This is a genomic window from Streptomyces sp. NPDC047079 (assembly GCF_040643755.1).
GTDB lineage: Bacteria > Actinomycetota > Actinomycetes > Streptomycetales > Streptomycetaceae > Streptomyces.
The window spans coordinates 151,600-172,103 of sequence record NZ_JBEYUZ010000007.1 but is presented as its reverse complement, the minus strand read 5'-3'; the positions used below and the strand labels follow the sequence as shown (position 1 = coordinate 172,103).

Genomic DNA, 20,504 nt, shown 5'->3' with positions numbered 1-20,504 from the left:
TACTTTCGCCGGGTGGGGTACTCACCCCGCGTACGGGTCCGGCACCTTCCCGGGCCGCGCGAGGAACTCGAAGTCACAACCGGTGTCGGCCTGGGTGATCTGGTCGGTGTAGAGGGCGCCGTAGCCCCGCTCGTACCGCACGGGCGGCGGCGCCCACCGCGCCCGACGGCGCTCCAGTTCCTCGTCGTCCACGTTGAGCCGCAGCATCCGCGCCTCGACGTCGAGGGTGATCGAGTCACCCGTGCGCACCAGCGCCAGCGGTCCCCCGACGTACGACTCGGGTGCGACGTGCAGCACGCACGCACCGTAACTGGTGCCGCTCATACGGGCGTCGGAGATCCGCACCATGTCCCGCACGCCTTGCTTGAGCAGGTGGCCGGGCAGGGGCAGCATGCCGTACTCGGGCATCCCGGGACCGCCCTTGGGCCCGGCGTTGCGCAGCACCAGCACACTGTCGGCGGTGATGCCGAGGGACGGGTCGTCGATGGTGCGCTGCATGGTCCGGTAGTCGTCGAAGACGACCGCGGGGCCGGTGTGCCGTAGCAGGCGCGGCTCGGCGGCGATGTGCTTGATGACGGCACCGTCCGGGCAGAGGTTGCCGCGCAGCACGGCCACTCCGCCCTCGCCGGCCACCGGGTTGTCCCGGGGACGGATGACGTCGTCGTCGTGCACCCGCGCGGTGGCGATCTGTTCGCGCAGGGTGTCGTACGACACGGTCGGCCGGTCCAGGTGCAGCAGGTCCGGGATGCGGGAGAGGAACCCGGGCAGGCCGCCGGCGAAGTGGAAGTCCTCCATGAGGTACGTCCGTCCGCTCGGGCGGACGTTGGCGAGTACCGGGACCGTGCGGGCGATGCGGTCGAAGTCGTCGAGGGTGAGCCGGACCCCGGCGCGGCCCGCCATGGCGATCAGATGGATCACGGCATTGGTGGACCCGCCCAGTCCGAGGACCGTGGTGACCGCGTCCTCGAAGGCCTCGCGGGTGAGGATCTCGCTCAACCTGCGGTCCCGGTGGACCAGTTCGACGATCGTCCTCCCGGCCCTGGCGGCCATCCGCTCGTGCCCGGAGTCGACGGCCGGGATGCTGGACGCGCCCGGGACGGTCACGCCGAGCGCCTCGGCGGCGGCGGTCAACGTGGAGGCCGTCCCCATGGTCATGCAGTGCCCCGGCGAGCGCGCGAGTCCGCTCTCCAGCTCCGCCATCTCGCAGTCGCCGATGAGCCCTGCGCGTTTGTCGTCCCAGTACTTCCACATGTCGGTGCCGGAGCCCAGGACCTCGCCCCGCCAGTGACCGGGCAGCATGGGACCGGCCGGCACGAAGACGGTGGGCAGGTCGACGGAGGCGGCGCCCATGAGGAGCGCGGGCGTGGACTTGTCGCAGCCGCCCATCAGCACGACCCCGTCGACGGGATAGGACCGCAGCAGTTCCTCGGTCTCCATCGAGAGCAGATTGCGGTACAGCATCGGGGTCGGCTTCTGGAAGGTCTCGCTGAGCGTGGCGACCGGGAACTCCAACGGGAAGCCTCCGGCCTGCCACACGCCCCGCTTCACGGCCTGGGCGCGGTCACGGAGGTGGACGTGGCAGGGGTTGATGTCGGACCAGGTGTTGAGGATCGCGACGACGGGCTTGCCCAGGTGTTCCTCGGGCAGGTAGCCGAGCTGGCGGGTGCGGGCCCGGTGGCTGAAGGAGCGCAGCCCGTCGGTGCCGCACCACTGATGGCTTCTGAGGTCCTCCGGGCCTCTCCGCGGGAGGCTCATGCCGGCCACCCGGCGGCGATGGCGGCGACCTCGGCGCGCGCTTCCTCGGGCAGGGTCCTGCTCGGCGGGCGCACGTCCCGGCGGCACAGGCCGAGGGAGGCGAGGGCCTCCTTGACGACGGCGACGTTGTCGGCGGAGCCGTTCGCGGCGCGCAGTTCCTCGAAGCGGCGGATCCGCTCCCACACCTTCATGGCGGCCGGGTGGTCTTCGGACCGGAGTGCTTGGAGCATGTCCAGCGAGACGGCCGGTGCGACGTTCACTAGTCCGGACGTGAAGCCGGTGGCCCCGGCCGAGAAGTACGAGGGGGCGTACGGCTCCGCCAGACCCGCCACCCAGGTGAAGCGCTCCAGCCCGGCGTCCCGGGCGAAGGCGGCGAAGCGGACGGCGTCGGGGACGGCGTACTTCACACCGATGACGTTCGGGCAGTGGTCGGCCAGCTCGGCGAGCCGGACGCCGGGCAGCTGGGCGTTGCGGATGTAGGGGACCACGCCCAGCTCGGGCACGGCCTCGGCGACGGCCCGGTGGTAGTCGACCCAGCCGCCGTCCGCGATGTACGGATGCACGGGCTGGTGGACCATCACCATCGCAGCGCCCCGGTCTCGGGCATGCCGGGCGGAGCCGACGGCGGTGGGCACCTCGTGTCCCACACCGACGAGGACCGCGGCCCGCTCGCCCGCCTCGGCGACGGTCAGCTCCGTCACGAGCCGCCGCTCCTCAGGGGTGAGGGCGTAGAACTCTCCGGTGTTGCCGCACGGTGTCAGGGTTCTGATCCCGCCGTCGAGCAGGCGGCGCAGCAGGGCCCGGTGGGCGCCGCGGTCGACGGAGCCGTCCTCGGCGAACGGGGTCACCGGGATGGCGATCACGTCGGCCAGGGCCGCACGCTGGGCCTCGAAGGTCGTCGTCATGCCGGACCGTCCTCTCCCCGGGCCTCGGCTTCGGGGAAGGCCCGTCGTACGAACGACGCGATGTGGGCGTGCAGGGCGGTGGCCGCGCCGTCGGCGTCGCCGTCCAGGGCCAGCCGCAGGATCTGCCGGTGCTCGGCTGCCTCCCTCTCCCAGGAAGGGTCGGTGGCCCAGGCGACGGCGGACACGAGGGCCGCCTGGTCGCGGACCTCGTCGAGCATCCGGGCGAGCAGCGGGTTGCCGCACGGTGCGTACAGGGCGCGGTGGAACTCCCGGTTGGCCAGGGAGCGTTCGGCGGTGTCGGTGGCCGCGTCCGCCCGGTGCAGCGCGTCGCGCGCGGCGTCCAGGCAGGCTCCCCGGCGCACCGAGCGCCGCAGCGCCTCCGGCTCCAGGAGCAGCCGGACGTCGTAGACCTCGCGCGCCATGTCCGCGTCGACCATGCGCACGGTGACGCCCTTGTACTGGTTCATCACGACGAGCCCGGTCCCGGCGAGGGTCTTGAGCGCCTCGCGCACGGGAGTCTTGGACACCCCGAACAGTGCGGCGAGGTCGGTCTCGACCAGTGCCTGACCGGGCGTCAGCAGACCGGTGAGGATGCGGTGTCTGATCCCCTCCAGCACGACCTGGGTGCGGGAGGGGATCGGCGTGGGCACAGAGGTCATGCGCGCCTCTCGGATGTCGCGTACCTGATGTCGCGTCGGGCGTGTCATATATGACGTATGAAGTACGACGCGACGACGGTAAAAGCGCGCTGAGCTCACGTCAACGCCTGGGGCGCAGGGAAGCCGAAGTCGCCTCGAGCCACACGCCCCAGGGGCAACCGACAGGCTGCAACGGGTTCCCGTCCGGCGGCCGGGGCTCGGCGGTGACAGCAACGGCGGCGACGGCCGTCGCGTCGGCTCCGCCGGCTCAGAGCGCGGCGAGTGCCGTGCGTACGGCGTCCAGGTCGCCGTCGGACGCCAGTCCGGCGTGATACAGCCGCAGTTGCGCGGCGCCCAGCTCCGCCGCGGCCCGCGCGTCCCGCTCCAGCGTCGCCGGACTGCCCCCCATGCCGGAGACCACGGTGAAGTTGGCCGCGAGGACAGCGCCCGTCCGGCGCTGCTCCGCGAACGGTGTCAGCAGGCCCGCGCCGTTCGTGCAGGGCACCACCACCCCGTCCGCGACGGACAGGATGTGCGCGGGGTCGACGCCCGCGTTCGCCCCGCAGTGGTACGACACCGGGTCCGCGTGCAGCAGCACCTGGAAGCCGCCGGGTGCGGCCGCGCGGACCGCCGTCACCGCCGCCTCCTGAAGGGTGCGTGCGGTGTGGTCGCGCCACGCGCGCGTGGCGGCCGCCCTGGTCTCTCCGAGGAGCTTCTCGACTCCCGTCCAGCCTCCCCCGGTCTCGGCCTCGCTCGACCGGGCGGTCCCCCCGTCACAGTGGGCGCCGCGCCAGGCCGGCTCCAGCGCGGCCCGCACCGCCGCCGCGAGTTCGTCGGCGTCCAGGCCCCGTGTCCCGTAGCCCTCGCGGCAGACGGCGCAGAAGCACAGCGACATCAGGTACTGCCCGGCGTCCCCGAGCCCCACCCCGCCGATCTTGTCGTGGGCGTGCGGATGCGCAAGGCCGTACCAGCCGAGCGACTCCAGTTCGGTGCCGCGGGCGCCCGGCCGCACGGCCGCCTCGGCCGCGAGGTCCACGAGGTAGGCGCGCGTGTCCGGTTGCGCGATGCACGGCGCCCACGGGTAGCGGTCTCCGTAGGCGTTGACGACCGAGGTGTCCGGATGCTCCTCCCCGAGGCGGGAGTTGTGTGCCAGCACCACCCAGGTGTGCACCTCCAGGCCGGCGTCTGCGAGCGCCCTCGCCGCCTCGCCGAACGCGTCGCCCGGCGCCCAGTCGCCGGCCTGGTACGGCCGCAGGCGGCGGCCGTGCCAGCGCGCGTCCGGCGGGAAGAGCACGGCGGCGTGGCGGGCCGTCACGACGCGGTGGCGCGGATGGCGGGGCGTGAGCGCGCGCGTGGAGTGGTACGCGGACGCGAGGGTAACCTGGCGCACGCCGAGCGAGGCGACGCGGTCCGCAGCCTCCGGGTCCCCGGTGACGTCCCAGGGGTAGAGGAACGCCGACGCTCTCACATGCCCTCCCGCAGCAGGGCCTGGCCGCGGTCGATGAGGCGGGCGAGCCGTTCGACGTGCTCCTCGCTCGGCTCGTGCAGCGGCGGCCGTACCTCGCCGACGTCGAGGCCGCACAGCCGGACGCCCGCCTTGACGAGCGAGACGGCGTAGCCGCGGCCCTGGGCACGGAGTTCGACGAACGGGGCGTAGAAGCCGTCGAGGAGGCGGTGGACGGTGGTGTCGTCGCCGGAGTTCAGCGCCTTGTGGAAGGCGAGGGCGATCTCCGGCGCGAAGCAGAACACGGCGGACGAGTACAGCGCGACGCCGATGCCTCGGTAGGCGAGCTGGGTCTGCTCGGCGGTCGGCAGACCGTTGAAGTAGAGGAAGTCGCCGGGGACCGCCGTCCGTACGGCGCTGACGATGCGCTGCATCAGGTCCAGATCGCCGAGTCCGTCCTTGATGCCGATCACGCCGTCGGTGCGGGCCAGCTCGACCACGGTCTCGGGGGTGAAGACGGCGTTGTCGCGCTGGTATACGACGACCGGCAGCGAGGTCGCCGCGGTCAGTTCCCGGTAGTGCCGCAGCAGGCCCTCCTGACCGGCGACCACGAGGTAGGGCGGCATGGCGAGCAGTCCATCGGCCCCGGCCTCCTCGGCGAGCCGCGCGTAACGCACGGCGAGCGCGGTCCCGTATCCGGCGCCCGCCACGACGGGCACCCGCCCGTCGGCCACCTCGACGGCCGCCCGTACGCACTCCTCGAACTCCTCTGGTGCGAGCGCGTGGAACTCGCCGGTGCCGCAGCAGGCGAAGACGGCGGCGGCGCCCGCCTCGACCCCCTTGCGCACATGCGCGCGGTAGGCGCCGAGGGCCAGGGAGCCGTCGGGCCCGTACGCGGTCACGGGGAAGAACAGCGGCCCGCTGGGGATGCTGAGTCGAGCGGCGAGAGGGGCTGACGTCACGGGCTCTCCCTTGAACAGGCGTGCACAGGCGCTGACGCGGGGACCGATCCCACGCCGGTGCACGTTTCTGATCCATGTCCATATTTCTGAACACAGCCACGCTAAGGCGCCACCTCGGGGCAGGTCAAGCGTGCAAACCGGCAACTCAGAGGTGGATTCCCCCTTCGCGCGCGACACTTGACGGGCCGGGCCGCGCTCCCTAGCGTGTTTATGGATATGAATGTCGTACATGAATGCGGCCGTCGATTCCGCGAGTGAGCCGGGGGGCGCACCCCGACGGCGAACGAGCGACAAGACAAGGAGACCCGAGAGATGCCCGCTCCCCGCACCGTTCTGCTCACCGGCGCCGCCGGCGGACTAGGCACCCTGATGCGGGGACTGCTGCCCGGGTACGGCTACGAACTGCGGCTCCTGGACCTCAGGCCGATCGAGGACGAGCCGGACGCGATCATCGCGGACCTCGCCGACCGGGAGGCGCTGCGGGAGGCCGTGCGGGGCGTCGACGCGATCATCCACCTCGCGGGCATCTCCCTGGAGTCCACGTTCGAGAAGATCGTGAAGGCGAACATCGAAGGCACGTATCACCTGTACGAGGCCGCGCGCGAGGAGGGCGTACGCCGGATCGTGTTCGCCTCCTCCAACCACGCGGTCGGCTACACCCCGCGTCCCCGGGGCGACGACCCGCTGATCACGGTCGACACCCCGCGCCGCCCGGACACCTTCTACGGCCTGTCGAAGTCCTTCGGGGAGGACCTCGCCCAGTTCTACTGGGACAAGCACGGCCTGGAGACGGTCTCGGTGCGCATCGGCTCCTGCTTCCCCGAGCCGACCAGCGTGCGGATGCTCTCCGTCTGGATGAGCCCCGGGGACGGCGCCCGTCTCTTCCACGCGGCCCTGACGGCCGAGAACGTCGGACACACCGTCGTCCACGGCTCCTCCGACAACACCCGCCTGTGGTGGGACCTCACCAGCGCCCGGGCGCTCGGCTACCAGCCGCAGGACGACTCCGAGCCCTACGCCGCCAAGCTCATCGCCGAGCAGGGCGAGCTGGACCCGGACAACCCGGCTCACGCGTATCTCGGCGGCCACTTCGTCACCGACCCCCCGATCTGGCCGTACTGACGGAACACTCCGGGGCGGGCGGGCACCGAACGGGCCCGCCCGCCCCCCGTTTCGGTCACACGGGGTGCCCGATCCCACCGTCCACCCCGCTGCACTCCAGGTCCCCGAGGGGCACAGGGTCCGCCGAACGGGCGGGATCGGGCACACTCGGGCATGGAACAGGCCTGGTCGCCGCCGCATACCCGCTGTAGAAAGTCCTCCAAGGGCCTCACCGGGCCCGAACGGGCACCGGCTGGAGCGCCCCCTGGGTGAAACAAGCCACATTGGAGCAGCGGACCGACGGCGGGAGGCGACGATGACGACGAGGACCGCGGAAGAGCGCCAGCGCGAGATCGTCATGGCCGCCCGCCGCACCGGCTCGGTCGACGTCACCACGCTCGCCGCCGAACTGGGCGTGGCCAAGGAGACCGTCCGACGCGATCTGCGCGCCCTGGAGGACCACGGGCTCGTCCGCCGCACACACGGTGGCGCCTATCCCGTGGAGAGCGCCGGTTTCGAGACGACCCTCGCTTTCCGCGCCACCAGCCAGGTTCCCGAGAAGCGCCGGATCGCGGCCGCCGCGGCCGAGTTGCTCGGGGACGCCGAGACCGTCTTCGTGGACGAGGGGTTCACCCCGCAGCTGATCGCCGAGGCACTGCCCCGGGACCGTCCGCTGACGGTGGTCACCGCCTCCCTGGCCACCGCGGGCGCGCTCGCGGAGGCCGGGAACACCACGGTCCTGCTGCTGGGCGGCCGGGTACGGCCCGGCACGCTGGCCACCGTCGACCACTGGACGACGAAGATGCTCGCCGGATTCGTCATCGACCTGGCGTACATCGGCGCCAACGGCATCTCCCGCGAACACGGGCTGACCACGCCCGACCCGGCGGTCAGCGAGGTCAAGGCCCAGGCGGTCCGCGCCTCCCGGCGCACCGTCTTCGCGGGGGTGCACACCAAGTTCGGGGCAGTGAGCTTCTGCCGGTTCGCGGAGGTCGGCGCGCTGGAGGCGATCGTCACGAGCACGCTGCTGCCGGCGTCGGAGGCCCACCGCTACTCGCTGCAGGGCCCGCAGGTCCTCCGCGTCTGACCCCGTCCGACAACGCCCCCCCTCGCCCCGCTCCCCCCGAGCCCCCACACCCGTACGCGCCCCTTATATCCCCTTACGTCCAGGAGCGATCCATGCGCACCCAGAGCCGACGGAGGCCGCGAGCCACGCTCGCCATGGCCGCCGCAGGGACGCTGCTCGCCCCGCTTCTCTCCGGCTGCTGGGTCGGAGCGGGCGGGTCCGGGTCCGGCGGCGACTCCATCAACGTGCTGATGGTCAACAATCCGCAGATGGTGGAGTTGCAGAAGCTCACCGCCGCGCACTTCACCAAGGAGACCGGCATCAAGGTGAACTTCACCGTCCTGCCGGAGAACGACGTCCGCGACAAGATCAGCCAGGACTTCGCCAACCAGGCCGGCCAGTACGACGTCGCCACCCTCAGCAACTACGAGATACCGATCTACGCCCGCAACGGCTGGCTGCACGAGATGGACTCGTACGCGGCGAAGGACGGCGGCTACGACGAGCAGGACATCCTGAAGCCGATGCGCCAGTCGCTGACCGGCGACGACGGCAAGCTCTACGGGCAGCCCTTCTACGGCGAGTCGTCCTTCCTGATGTACCGCAAGGACGTGTTCGCCGAGAAGGGCCTGACGATGCCCGCCCACCCCACCTGGCAGCAGGTCGCCGACCTGGCCGCCGAGGCCGACGGCGCCAAGCCCGGGATGCGGGGCATCTGCCTTCGCGGACTGCCCGGCTGGGGCGAACTCATGGCACCGCTCACCACGGTCGTGAACACCTTCGGCGGCACATGGTTCGACAAGGACTGGACGGCGCACCTGAACGCGCCCGCGTTCGAGAAGGCGACAAAGTTCTATGTCGGCCTCGTGCGCGACCACGGCGAGTCCGGAGCCGCTCAGTCCGGGTTCGCCGAGTGCCTCAACAACATGACCCAGGGCAAGGTCGCCATGTGGTACGACGCCACGTCCGCGGCCGGTCTCCTGGAGGCCGCCGGGTCCCCGGTGAAGGGAAAGCTCGGCTACGCACCCGCCCCCGTCGAGAAGACCGCCTCCTCCGGCTGGCTCTACACCTGGGCCTGGGGCCTGCAAAAGGCGTCCCGCAACCCGGACAAGGCCTGGAAGTTCATCTCCTGGGCCTCCGGAAAGCGCTACGAGCAGCTCGTCGGGGACACCAGCGGCTGGGCCAACGTCCCCGCGGGCAAGCGGGCCTCCACCTACGAGAACGCGGCCTACCGCAAGGAGGCGTCCTCCTTCCAGGAGATGACCCGCGAGGCCATCGAGGGCGCACGGCCCCGTGACCCCGGGGTCCAGCCGCGCCCCGCGCCCGGCATCCAGTTCGTCGGCATCCCCGAGTTCACCGACCTCGGCACCAAGGTCTCCCAGGAGATCAGCGCGGCCGTCGCCGGACGCCAGTCCGTCGACGAGGCCCTGAGGAAGTCCCAGAAGCTCGCCGAGAAGATCTCCAAGGAGTACGAGGGACGATGACCGCCACGACCGCGGCCCCCGTGGCCGCCACTCCCGCACGCACCGTGCACCGGCCCCCCGCCCGTCTGCGCGCCTGGGCCACCCGGGCGCCGCTCCTGCCCGCCCTGATCTTCATGATCGCCGTGACCCAGCTGCCCTTCGTGGCCACGCTGGTGATCTCGTTCTTCGACTGGAACGCCCTCTACCCGAAAGCCCGTCACTTCACCGGCGTCGACAACTACCGCCAGGTCCTCACCGACCCGGACCTGCGCCACTCGGTGTGGACGACGGTCCTGCTGACGGTCGCGGTGGTGCTGGCCAGCCTGGTGCTTGGCCTCGCCCTCGCGCTCCTGCTGGACCGCAGGTTCCGCGGCCGGGGGGTTGTCCGCACCCTGCTGATCGCGCCGTTCCTGGTGGTCCCGGTGGCGGCGGCCCTGCTGTGGAAGCATGTGCTCTACAACCCCGAATACGGCCTGCTCAACGGGCTGTTGCACACGGTGGGCGGCCCCCAGCCCGACTGGATCTCGAGCACCCCGCTGCTCGCGGTCGAGGCCTCGCTGGTCTGGCAGTGGACGCCGTTCATGATGCTGATCCTGCTCGCCGGCCTGCAAAGCCGCGACCAGCAGCAGATCGAGGCCGCACGGGTGGACGGCGCGAGCGACTGGCAGATCTTCCGTCACCTGACCCTGCCGCATCTGCGGCGCTACCTCGAACTCGGCGCCCTGCTGGGCTCGATCTACATCGTCCAGAACTTCGACGCGGTCTTCACGATCACGTCCGGCGGACTGGGCACGGCGAACCTCCCGTACACCGTCTACCAGAGCTTCTACCAGGCCCACGAGAACGGGCTCGCCTCCGCCGCGGGCGTCCTGGTCGTCATCGGCTCGATCGTCATCGCGACCTTCGCCCTGCGCGTGGTGTCGTCCCTGTTCCGCGAGGAGGTGTCCCGCGCATGAGCACCATGGCCGTACGAGTCCGCCGCAAGGGTATGGGGCTGGGTCTGGTGGCCTGGCTGGCCGGCATCGTCTTCTTCCTGCCCATCGCCTGGATGGCGCTGACGTCCTTCCACTCGGAGGCGGACGCGGCGACCAATCCGCCCTCCCTCGCGGCGCCGCTGACCCTGGACGGCTACCGCGAGTTCTTCGGCAGCGGCGGCGGGGCGAGCCCGTGGCCGGCCCTGGTCAACTCGGCGGTGGCGTCGGTGGTCTCGACGCTGTGCGTCCTGCTGCTGGCCCTCCCGGCCGCCTACGCGCTGTCCATCCGCCCGGTGAGGAAATGGACGGACGTCCTGTTCTTCTTCCTGTCCACCAAGATGCTGCCGGTGGTGGCGGGGCTGCTGCCCATCTACCTGTTCGCCAAGAACGCCGGGATGCTCGACAACATCTGGCTCCTGGTCGTCCTCTACACCTCCATGAACCTGCCGATCGCGGTGTGGATGATGCAGTCGTTCCTGGCCGAGGTGCCGGTGGCGGTGATCGAGGCGGCGCGTGTGGACGGGGCGCGGCTGCCGACGATCCTGGCACGGGTGGTGGCCCCCATCGCGCTGCCGGGCATCGCCGCGACGGCGCTGATCTGCTTCATCTTCAGCTGGAACGAGCTGCTCTTCGCCCGGGTGCTCACGGGAGTGGTCGCCGGGACCGCGCCCGTCTTCCTGACCGGCTTCATCACCAGCCAGGGCCTGTTCCTCGCGAAGGTGTGCGCCGCGTCGCTCGTCATCTCCCTGCCGGTGCTCGCCGCGGGGTTCGCCGCCCAGGACAAGCTGGTCCAGGGCCTGTCGTTGGGAGCCGTCAAATGAAGGCCGCCGTCATCGAGTCCGTGGGCCGCGCCGTGGTGTCCGAGGTCCCGGACCCGACGCCCGGGCCCCGCGAGGTCGTCGTCGAGGTCGCGGCCTGCGGGCTGTGCGGCACGGATCTCCACATCCTCCAGGGCGAGTTCGCGCCCAAGCTGCCGATCGTGCCCGGACACGAGTTCGCGGGCACGGTGGTCGGGGTCGGCACCCAGGTCACCGAGGTGTCGGTCGGCGAGAGGGTGGCCGTGGACCCGTCCCTGTACTGCTACGAGTGCCGGTACTGCCGTACCGGCCACAACAACCTCTGTGAACGGTGGGCGGCGATCGGCGTGACGACCGCCGGAGGGGCGGCGCGGTACGCGGTGGCGCCCGTGGCCAACTGTGTGAAGCTCCCCGAGCACGTCCGCACCGAGGACGCGGCGCTGATCGAGCCGCTGTCCTGCGCGGTGCGCGGCTACGACGTCCTGAAGTCGCAGCTGGGCTCGCACGTTCTGATCTACGGCTCGGGGACGATGGGCCTGATGATGCTGGAACTGGCCAAGCGCACCGGCGCGGCGAGCGTGGACGTGGTGGACGTGAACCCGGCGCGCCTCGAGACCGCGCGCCGGCTCGGTGTCACGGCGTCCGCGGCGAACGCCGACGAACTGGACCGCCCTCAGGGCTGGGAGCTGGTGGTGGACGCCACGGGCAACGCGGCGGCGATCCAGGACGGTCTGGGACGGGTGGCCAAGGCCGGCACGTTCCTTCAGTTCGGCGTCGCGGACTATGCGACACGCGTCACGATCGATCCGTACCGCATCTACAACCAGGAGATCACGATCACCGGTTCCATGGCGGTGCTGCACAGCTTCGAGCGGGCGGCGGAGCTGTTCGCGGGCGGGGTCCTCGACCCCGACGTGTTCATCAGCGACCGTATCCCGCTGGAGCGGTACCCGGAGGCGCTGGAGCGGTTCGCGGCGGGAGTGGGGCGCAAGATCGTGGTCGTTCCGTAGCGACCCGGGCCGGGGGTCCGCCGCCTCAGCCATACGGCCGTCGGTAAGGGAACGGTAAAGCGGCCTCGTTCGTTCACGGGGCATGACAGCTATGACCCCCGGCTCGAACATCCCGCTCGGAGCCACCCGCGTGACCGTCGATGTCGCCGCCCCGGTGCGGCTCGACGTATCGGCCCTGCTGCTCACCGCCGACGGCAAGGTGCGCTCCGACGACGACTTCATCTTCTACAACCAGCCCACGGGCCCGGGCGTCATCCATCGCTCCGGCGGCGGTGCGAGCCCCGACTCGATCACGGTCGACACGGCCACCGTTCCCCCGGGCATCGAGAAGATCGTCGTCACGGCGAGCCCCGACGCCGCGGGCCAGAGCTTCCAGGGCATCGAGCCGACGGCCACCCTCCGCAACGCGGACGACAACAGCGTTCTGGCCACGTTCACCCCGCCCCAGCTCGGCACCGAGACGGCCCTGGTGGTCGTGGAGATCTACCTCAGAGGCGGCGTATGGAAGGCCCGCGCCGTCGGGCAGGGCTATGCGAACGGGCTGGCGGGCATCGCCACCGACTTCGGCGTCACGGTGGAGGAGCCGGCCGCGCCCCCGCAGCCGGTGTCCCCGCCCGCGCCCGCGATGCAGCCCCAGACCGCCCCTCCGGCCCCGGCCCTCGCCGCGCCCCCGGCGCCCGCCGCTCCCCCGGCTCCGCCCGCCCCTCTCCCCGGCGCCGGAAAGATCAACCTCGACAAGGGCCGGGTCAGCCTTCAGAAGAACCAGACCGTGTCCCTGGTCAAGGGCGGCCGCCCTCTGCTGTCCCAGGTCAGGATGGGCCTCGGCTGGGAGCCCGCTTTCCGGGGCAAGGACATCGACCTGGACGCCTCGGTCATCGCGTACGGCCCGCAGCGCAACCACATCGACAGCTGCTACTTCGGCAAGCTGGCCATTCTGGACGGCGCGATCAAGCACTCCGGCGACAACCTCACGGGCGAGGGCGGAGGCGACGACGAGGTCATCACGGTCGACCTCGGACGCCTTCCCCAGGAGGTGACGGGCCTGGTCTTCACGGTGAACTCCTTCTCCGGCCAGAAGTTCACCGAGGTCGCCAAGGCCTACTGCCGTCTCGTGGACGCCGCGACGGACCAGGAGCTGGTCCGCTTCGACCTCACGAACGCCGAGCCGCAGACGGGCGTGATGATGGCGAAACTGATCCGGCAGTTCTCCGGGGAGTGGGACATGACCGCCATGGGCGACTTCGTCAAGGCTCGCACGGTGCGGAACATGGTGAAGCCGGCGGCGCAGGCCCTGTAGGCAGTCGTACGACACCTGCGGGCCCCGGCCGGGGTCCGCAGGTGGGGCGCGGGCGGGGCCTCAGGGCCGCAACCCCTCCGTGAGCAGGGACAGATAGCGGCGGATGTGCCTGCCCTCCCCGTCCGCCAGTTCCGACGCCGTCGCCACCCCGTGCGCCAGCCGAAGGATCTCGATCGGTTCGATGTCCGCCCGCAGGCTCCCCTCCCGCTGCGCCGCCCGCACCAGACGCGTCGCCGCCCCCTTGATCGAGGTGCCGCAGACCGTGAGCGCCGCCGAGCCGCCGTCCGCGACGGCCGACCCCACGAGGGCCTTGAGCCCGCGCACCTGGATCGTCCCGACGCAGAGTTCGTTCAGCCACTCCGCCAGCGCCTCGCCCGGCGGCATTTCTCCCGCGAGTTCGTCGGCCCTGGCCGCGATCGCCTCGATCCGGTCGACGTAGGCCGCCTCCAGCAGCGCCTGGCGCGTGGGGAAATGCCGGTAGAGGGTGCCGGATCCGACTCCCGCCCGCTTGGCGATGTCATCGAGTGACGCGTTCTCACCGTGCTCGGCGAAGGCGACGGCCGCCGCCTTCAGCAACCGTTCGTAGTTGCGCCGAGCGTCCGCTCGCATGGGCCTGACCTGTGACATACAGATACTCCTTGCGAACCGGGGACCCGTTCCGTACTTTAACGGGCACCAACCGGAGAGACTCCCCGGTTATTTCCGTCCCGCCGGGGTGCGCGCCTGCCCCGGGACAGGCCGCCTTTCGCCACGACGACCGAACGGACCCCGGCATGTCCTCCACTCCCCCCGGCCGGCCTCGGCCCTCTCGGCATACTGGCCCGCTACCGTCGCGCGATGCTGGAGAAGTCCGCGGACGACCTGGCCGCCCTGTACGCGGTCGACGCGGTACATGAGTTCCCGTTCCTCTTCCCGGGCATGCCCGCCCGATGGCACGGACGCGAAGAGGTGCGCGCGGGGTACCGGGCCGCCTGGGACGCAAGCCCGGCGCTGCCCGAGCAGGTCCTGGAGGTCGCCGTCCACGCCTCCACCGACCCCGAGGTGATCACCGTCGAGCAGACCGCCGTCACGGGGACCGTGGCCACCACGGGAGAGCCGTTCGCGTTCCCGGGACTTCTGGTGATGCGCGTCCGCGGCGGTGCGCTCGTACACGTGCGGGACTACATGGACGGTCTCGGCGTGGCCCACGCGCTGGGCCGGCTGCCCGCCGTGGCCGCCCTGCTCGAGGGCCGCCGGCCGGGATGATCAGCGCCACCCGGCGCGGGCGGGCCACGACGGCGGGCCGCAGGCGCACACGGCGGGCCGCAGGCGCACACGGCGGGCCACGACGGCGGGCCGCAGGCGCACACAGCGGGCCACGACGGCGGGCCGCAGGCGTACACAGCGGGCCACGACGGCGGGCCGCAGGCGCACACAGCGGGCCACGACGGCGGGCCGCAGGCGCACACAGCGGGCCACGACGGCGGGCCGCAGGCGCACCGGGGGGCCGCCCGCCCAGGCAACAGGGCCCGCACCGGAGTGCGGGCCCTTGCGGGGAGGGGCGGGCCGGGGTCCGGGCGAGGCCCGGACCGGGCGGCGGCCGCCGGATCTCAGTGGCGCTTGTGCCGCTTCCAGGGGCCGGTGATGGCCAGCATGATGCCGGGCTCCTGGATGTTCGCGAACAGGGTCGTTCCGTCGGGCGAGAAGGTGACGCCCGTGAACTCGCTGTACGCGGGCTCCTCCGCGGAGCCGATGTTCAGCTCGTTGCGGGCGATCGGGTACGTGCGGCCGCTGTCGGTGGCGCCGAAGAGGTGCTGGACGCCCTCGCCGTCCTCCGCGATGACCAGACCGCCGTACGGCGAGACGGTGATGTTGTCCGGACCGTCGAAGTTGCCGTCCCTCGCCGGGTCCGGGTTCACGCCGAGCAGGACCTTCAGCGTCAGGGTGCGGCGCCGGGGGTCGTAGAACCAGACCTGGCCGTCGTGCTGGACGGGGCTCTCCTCACGGGCGTAGGAGGCGACGATGTACGCCCCTCCGTCGCCCCACCACATACCCTCCAGCTTGCGGGCGCGGGTGATCTCGCCGGACGCGAACTGCTTGCGGACGGAGACGGTCCTGGCATCGCGGTCCGGGACGTCGATCCAGTCGACGCCGTAGACCGTGCCGGTCTTCGTGGCCCGGGAGAGGTCGTCCACGAACCGGCCGCCGGAGTCGAAGCACTTGAAGGCCTGGAGGCGGCCCGCGTCGTCGGCGAGGGTGCGCAACCCGCCGCGGCCGTGGTGGAAGCCCTCGGGCGGGGTCCAGCGGTAGAGCAGACCGTTCGGGCCGGACGCGTCCTCGGTCAGATAGAGGTGGCCGCGCTTGGGGTCGACGACGACGGCCTCGTGGGCGTAGCGGCCCAGCGCCTTGATCGGCTTGGGGTCGCGGTTGGCACGGCGGTCCTCCGGGTCGACCTCGAAGACATAGCCGTGGTCCCTGGTCATGCCGTTCTGGCCGGCCTTGTCCTCGGTCTCCTCGCAGGTGAGCCACGTGCCCCACGGGGTGTTGCCGCCCGCGCAGTTGGTGGAGGTGCCCGCGATGCCGACCCACTCGGCGACATGGTCGTGGCGGACCTCGACGACGGTGCAGCCGCCGGACGCGGCCGGGTCGTAGACGAGTCCCTCGGTGAGCGGGACGGGGTGCGCCCAGTGGGCGCGCGGGCCCTTCAACTCGTGGTTGTTGACGAGGAGGGTCGCGCCGCGCGGGCCGTCGAAGGTGGAGGTGCCGTCGTGGTTGGAGGGCGTGAACTCGCCGGACTCCAGCTTGGTCTTCCCGCTGTAGGTGACGATCCGGTACGAGAAACCGGCGGGAAGCGCGAGGATGCCCTCCGGGTCGGGGACCAGGGGGCCGTAGCCGAGGCCGTCGTGGCGGCCCTCCTCCCCCTGGTCGCCCGCGGTCTCGGTGTCCGTGGAGGCGAGTGCGCCCGGAGCGGTGGCGAGGGCATCGACGCTGCCGGCCAGGGCGATGCCGGCGCCGGTGAGCGCGGACCGTCTGGCGAAGTCCCTGCGGGTGAGCGACATGCTGTCTCCTGTGGAAGGGGAGGAGTCGGTCGGGATCTGACTCGGCGGACCTCATTGCCGCGCACACGGTCCCGCCCCGGGCTGAACGCCCGTTGAACACCGGCCGACGTCCCGGGGCGCTGTTCCATGAATCCCCCAAGCACTGCCCAGGAAGAGGGCACGCCTCTCAACGACGGTCCGTGCAACGCCGCGTCCGCGGCACCCGTCAGACCACCGACGGCAAGTCCGCCTACAGGCAAGCCCCTTGACGGGACGCGCCGGCCCGACAGGACAGCCCGGACCCTAGGACGCCCGCCGCCCACAGGACGCAGCCCGCAACACCTGCCCCCGGCACGCCCGCTCACGGGACGCCCGCCCCCAGCACCCGCCCCCGGCACGCCCGCCCACGGGACGCCCCGACGACGTACGACCTCCGCGGCGGCCGCTCCCCGCCGGCTCGTCGGCTCTCAACCCCCGTGCTGCGAGCGCGCCTTGAAGGCCGCCTTACGGGCCTCCTTGGCCATCTTCTTGTCCGGGTGCAGGCGTCCCATCGCCTCCAGGACCTCCGGAGTCGCCGGGTGGTCCACCCGCCACGCCGTGGCGAAGAAGCCTCTGTGCTGCGCCGCCAGGCCTTCCACCAGGCCCCGGAGTTCCGCGGAGTTGCCCTCCGCCGCCAGCTGCGCGGCCACGGTGTCGATGGTCAGCCAGAACACCATCGACTCCGGCGGCGCCGGCACGTCGGCCGCCCCCCGCTCGGTGAGCCAGACCCGTGCCAGGCCGCCCAGTTCCGCGTCGTCCAGCACCTCGCGCAGCGCGGGCTCACCCTCCGGCCCGATCAGGGACAGCGCCTGCTGACAGCGCAGCCGGCGCAACGGCGCGCCGGCGTCCGAGCCGCGCGCCGCCGCGAGCAGCTCCCGTGCGGCCACGAGCGGTTCACGGCGGGCCAGCCACTGCTCGGTCTCGGCCTGCGCCGCCGCCGGGGGAAACACGGACGTGCCGTCGAGCAGCGCGTCCGCGCCCTTGTCCGCCAGTTCCCCGACCGCGGGAGCCGTCATCCCGGCCTCCAGCAGCCGCGCGCGCATCCCGTACAGACCGAGCGGGGTGAGCCGTACCATCCCGTACCGGCTGACGTCCGTCTCGTCGACGGGCACGGCCGGCTCCTCGTCGGTGTCGGTCATCAGCGCCTCGTCGACGGGCTGGAAGTCGACGAGGCCGATCGGCCGGAGGATCCGGAACTGGTCGTCGAGCCGCATCATGGCGTCCGACACCTGTTCAAGGACGTCGTTGGTGGGTTCGCCCATGTCGTCGGGCACGATCATCGACGCGGCGAGCGCGGGCAGCGGCACCGGATCGCCACCGGGCCCCTCCTCGCTGACCGTCAGCAGGTAGAGATTGCCGAGGACGCCGTCGAGGAACTCGGCCTCCGCCTCCGGGTCCCAGTCGAGGGAGGAGAGGTCGATCTCGCCGCCCTCGTCCATGGCGTCGACGAGGTCGTCGAGGTCGGGCACGCTCGCGTCGGCGAGCACGGTCTCCAGCGCGCCGAGCCACACACCGAGGACGTCGTTCGGGCTTCCGGAGGTGAGCAGGGAGAGTTCGGCGCCCGGGGTGACCGTCCCCTCCTCCTCGTCGACGATCTCGACGAGTCCGGTGTCGACGGCGACCCGCCAGGCCTCGCTGGCGCAGGCGGCGGCGTCCTCGCCGGTCAGCCCGAGGGCCTCGGCCGCGGCGGGCAGCTGTTCCTCGACGAGTTCGCCCCCGCTGCCGACGCGCGTGTCCGGCCCGGCCCAGCGGGCGAGCCGGGCGGCGCGGGAAAGCAGCGGAGTGGCGAGCGCGTCCCGCGCAAGCTCCGCTTCGGAGCGCAGTCGGACCGGCGGCAAGGGCGAGCTGTCTGACATCGGCTGGGTCTCCTTGGGACGTGCGTAGTGACCGAGGGGGCGCCCCGAAACACACGGCTCAGCCTAGACGGATTTCCACCCATGCCGCCCGGTTCATCTCCCGGCCAGGCCCCGTACATGGCCGAAACCTTGACAACTGGCCCAAGAACACAGGAGATTGACGCGCGTAGAAGTCGGCGGACACTTGTTCACCGGGATGCGGTCGGCTTTCACCGGCACCTGTCGGCGTGCACCTGCATCCTCCGCTTCTACGCGCGTCGCCACCGCCCCACCGGTCGCGGCCGCCACGGCTCCACGCTCCACTCAAGTCCCGGCGCCCACGCATGTCCCCGGAGGGATCCCGTTGCCGAGCAAGTCTTCCGCGCGCCTCGCCGCGCTCACCGTCGCCGCCGTTTGCTCCACGCTGTCCGGCGTGGTGCTCATCACGCCGGCGCATGCGGACACCGTGCGCATCCATGACATTCAGGGCACCACTCGCATATCGCCGCTCGCGGGCCAGAAGGTCACGGACGTGGCCGGAATCGTCACCGGTGTCCGGACCTACGGCTCGTCGAAGGGGTTCTGGATGCAGGACCCGAGCCCGGACGCCGACCAGGCCACCAGTGAGGGTGTCTTCGTCTTCACCAGCTCCACCCCGAAGGTCGCCGTGGGCGACTCGGTGACGGTGACGGGCACGGTCTCCGAGTACGTCCCGGGCGGCGCCTCGTCAGGGAACCAGTCGCTCACCGAGATCACCAAGCCGACGGTGACGGTGGTGTCCAGCGGCAACGCCGTCCCGGCGCCCACCGTCATGGACGAGAAGTCGGTGCCCGCCCAGTACACCCCGGCGGGCGACGCGGCCGCGAACGGCTCGGTCAACGGCCTCACCCTTGAGCCGACGCGGTACGCCCTGGACTACTACGAGTCCCTGGAGGGCATGAACGTCCAGGTCGCCGACGCGCGCGTGGTCACCGCCACCGACCCGTACACCGAGCTGTGGGTCACGGTGAAGCCGCATGAGCACGCCAACCGCCGCGGTGGCACGGTCTACGGCTCCTACACGTCCCAGAACACCGGCCGGCTCCAGGTCCAGTCCCTCGGCTCGACCGCCGACTTCCCGGCCGCGAACGTCGGCGACGAGCTCACCGGCACCACCACCGGCCCCCTGGACTACAACCAGTACGGCGGCTACACCCTCGTCGCGGGCAAGCTCGGCGCTCTGAAGAGCGGGGGCCTCCAGCGCGAGACGACTCGCCGGCAGGCGCGCGGCGAGCTGGCCGTGGCCACGTACAACGTGCAGAACCTGGACCCGTCCGACACCAGCTTCGCGGCCCACGCCTCCGCGATCGTGAACAACCTCGAGTCGCCCGACATCGTGTCCCTGGAGGAGATCCAGGACAACAACGGTGCCAAGGACGACGGCACGGTGGACGCGAGCCAGACGGTGACCAAGCTGATCGACGCGATCGTCGCGGCGGGCGGCCCGAGGTACGAGTGGCGCTCGATCAACCCGGTCAACGACCAGGACGGCGGCGAGCCGGGCGGCAACATCCGCCAGGTGTTCCTGTTCAACCCCGAGCGGGTCTCGTTCACCGACCGTCCGGGCGGCGACTCCACGACCGCCGTGGGCGTCACCAAGGTGCACGGCAAGGCGCAGCTGACGGTCTCCCCCGGCCGCATCGACCCGGCCGGCGACGCCTGGAAGTCCAGCCGCAAGCCGCTCGTCGGCGAGTTCGTCTTCCGCGGCAAGACGGTCTTCGTGATCGCCAACCACCTGAACTCCAAGGGCGGCGACCAGGGGCTGACCGCGCAGTACCAGCCGCCGACGCGCAGCTCCGAGACCCAGCGCCACCTCCAGGCGACCGAGGTGAACACCTTCGTCAAGGACATCCTGGACACGCAGAAGAATGCCAGGGTCATCGCGCTCGGCGACATGAACGACTTCGAGTTCTCCGACACCACGAAGATCCTCGAGGGTGACGGCGAGCTGTGGTCGGCGATCAAGTCGCTGCCGAGGAGCGAGCGGTACACGTACGACTACCAGGGCAACAGCCAGGTCCTCGACCAGATCCTGGTGAGCCCGTCGATCCGCCGCGGCTGCGACCTGGACTACGACAGCGTGCACATCAACTCGGAGTTCCACGACCAGATCAGCGACCACGACCCGCAGGTGCTGCGGTTCCGCCCGTAGCACCCGCGGA

The 20,504-nt window shown here is 71.5% G+C and carries 18 protein-coding genes; 9 read left to right on the top strand and 9 right to left on the bottom strand.

The genetic code is table 11. The features are described 5' to 3' along the window. Positions 1 to 21: 21 nt before the first annotated feature. From araD to ABZ823_RS12940, 5 genes are all read right to left on the bottom strand, one after another. Positions 22 to 1,755 carry an L-arabinonate dehydratase gene (gene araD, locus ABZ823_RS12960; protein ID WP_361657940.1) on the bottom strand — a complete coding sequence of 578 codons (1,734 nt, stop codon included), beginning with the start codon at positions 1,753 to 1,755 and terminating at the stop codon, positions 22 to 24. Further along, entirely contained in the window at positions 1,752 to 2,660 is a 909-nt protein-coding gene (locus ABZ823_RS12955; protein WP_361657937.1) for a dihydrodipicolinate synthase family protein, read from the bottom strand. The genes araD and ABZ823_RS12955 overlap by 4 nt, the downstream gene beginning before the upstream one ends. Continuing rightward, the gene (locus ABZ823_RS12950) at positions 2,657 to 3,319 is read right to left on the bottom strand and encodes a GntR family transcriptional regulator (protein WP_361657934.1); all 663 of its coding nucleotides are present in this window, start codon (positions 3,317 to 3,319) and stop codon (positions 2,657 to 2,659) included. Before ABZ823_RS12950 ends, ABZ823_RS12955 begins: the two co-directional genes overlap by 4 nt. 247 nt (positions 3,320 to 3,566) lie before the next feature. Then, positions 3,567 to 4,766 (bottom strand): hypothetical protein, encoded by a 1,200-nt coding sequence (locus ABZ823_RS12945; RefSeq protein WP_361657932.1) that lies wholly within the window; start codon positions 4,764 to 4,766, stop codon positions 3,567 to 3,569. Beyond that, positions 4,763 to 5,704, bottom strand: a complete 942-nt coding sequence (locus ABZ823_RS12940; protein WP_361657929.1) for a 5-dehydro-4-deoxyglucarate dehydratase — start codon at positions 5,702 to 5,704, stop codon at positions 4,763 to 4,765. Before ABZ823_RS12940 ends, ABZ823_RS12945 begins: the two co-directional genes overlap by 4 nt. Before the next feature lie 312 nt (positions 5,705 to 6,016). Here ABZ823_RS12940 and ABZ823_RS12935 point away from each other — a divergent pair, with 312 nt between their 5' ends. From ABZ823_RS12935 to ABZ823_RS12905, 7 genes are all read left to right on the top strand, one after another. Then, a complete protein-coding gene (locus tag ABZ823_RS12935) occupies positions 6,017 to 6,826 on the top strand; it encodes an NAD(P)-dependent oxidoreductase (protein WP_361657926.1) in 810 nt (269 codons plus the stop codon). A 295-nt stretch (positions 6,827 to 7,121) separates the two neighbouring features. Next, positions 7,122 to 7,892, top strand: coding sequence for a DeoR/GlpR family DNA-binding transcription regulator (locus ABZ823_RS12930; RefSeq protein WP_361657923.1), 771 nt, complete (start codon positions 7,122 to 7,124; stop codon positions 7,890 to 7,892). A gap of 92 nt (positions 7,893 to 7,984) precedes the next feature. Continuing rightward, positions 7,985 to 9,355 carry a sugar ABC transporter substrate-binding protein gene (locus ABZ823_RS12925; protein WP_361657920.1) on the top strand — a complete coding sequence of 457 codons (1,371 nt, stop codon included), beginning with the start codon at positions 7,985 to 7,987 and terminating at the stop codon, positions 9,353 to 9,355. Next, the gene (locus tag ABZ823_RS12920; protein ID WP_361657917.1) at positions 9,352 to 10,290 is read left to right on the top strand and encodes a sugar ABC transporter permease; all 939 of its coding nucleotides are present in this window, start codon (positions 9,352 to 9,354) and stop codon (positions 10,288 to 10,290) included. The genes ABZ823_RS12925 and ABZ823_RS12920 overlap by 4 nt, the downstream gene beginning before the upstream one ends. Next, entirely contained in the window at positions 10,287 to 11,129 is an 843-nt protein-coding gene (locus ABZ823_RS12915; RefSeq protein WP_361657914.1) for a carbohydrate ABC transporter permease, read from the top strand. Before ABZ823_RS12920 ends, ABZ823_RS12915 begins: the two co-directional genes overlap by 4 nt. Next, positions 11,126 to 12,115: a zinc-dependent alcohol dehydrogenase family protein gene (locus ABZ823_RS12910; protein WP_361657912.1), complete on the top strand. Its 990-nt coding sequence runs from the start codon at positions 11,126 to 11,128 to the stop codon at positions 12,113 to 12,115. Before ABZ823_RS12915 ends, ABZ823_RS12910 begins: the two co-directional genes overlap by 4 nt. 91 nt (positions 12,116 to 12,206) lie before the next feature. Beyond that, a complete protein-coding gene (locus tag ABZ823_RS12905) occupies positions 12,207 to 13,412 on the top strand; it encodes a TerD family protein (protein WP_361658212.1) in 1,206 nt (401 codons plus the stop codon). Positions 13,413 to 13,472: 60 nt separating this feature from the next. Here the strand turns inward: ABZ823_RS12905 and ABZ823_RS12900 are convergent, their stop codons facing one another. Continuing rightward, positions 13,473 to 14,039 (bottom strand): helix-turn-helix domain-containing protein, encoded by a 567-nt coding sequence (locus ABZ823_RS12900; protein ID WP_361657909.1) that lies wholly within the window; start codon positions 14,037 to 14,039, stop codon positions 13,473 to 13,475. A gap of 96 nt (positions 14,040 to 14,135) precedes the next feature. Between ABZ823_RS12900 and ABZ823_RS12895 the strand changes: the two genes are divergently transcribed. Continuing rightward, positions 14,136 to 14,657, top strand: a complete 522-nt coding sequence (locus ABZ823_RS12895; RefSeq protein ID WP_361658209.1) for a nuclear transport factor 2 family protein — start codon at positions 14,136 to 14,138, stop codon at positions 14,655 to 14,657. Here the strand turns inward: ABZ823_RS12895 and ABZ823_RS12890 are convergent, their stop codons facing one another. From ABZ823_RS12890 to ABZ823_RS12880, 3 genes are all read right to left on the bottom strand, one after another. Further along, a complete protein-coding gene (locus ABZ823_RS12890) occupies positions 14,658 to 14,891 on the bottom strand; it encodes a hypothetical protein (RefSeq protein WP_361657906.1) in 234 nt (77 codons plus the stop codon). A gap of 110 nt (positions 14,892 to 15,001) precedes the next feature. Continuing rightward, positions 15,002 to 16,450: an alkaline phosphatase PhoX gene (locus tag ABZ823_RS12885; RefSeq protein WP_361657903.1), complete on the bottom strand. Its 1,449-nt coding sequence runs from the start codon at positions 16,448 to 16,450 to the stop codon at positions 15,002 to 15,004. A 446-nt stretch (positions 16,451 to 16,896) separates the two neighbouring features. Further along, on the bottom strand, positions 16,897 to 18,324 hold the full coding sequence (locus ABZ823_RS12880; RefSeq protein ID WP_361657900.1) for a hypothetical protein: 1,428 nt from the start codon (positions 18,322 to 18,324) through the stop codon (positions 16,897 to 16,899). 343 nt (positions 18,325 to 18,667) lie between these two features. Here ABZ823_RS12880 and ABZ823_RS12875 point away from each other — a divergent pair, with 343 nt between their 5' ends. After that, entirely contained in the window at positions 18,668 to 20,494 is a 1,827-nt protein-coding gene (locus tag ABZ823_RS12875) for an endonuclease/exonuclease/phosphatase family protein (protein ID WP_361657897.1), read from the top strand. Positions 20,495 to 20,504 lie beyond the last annotated feature (10 nt).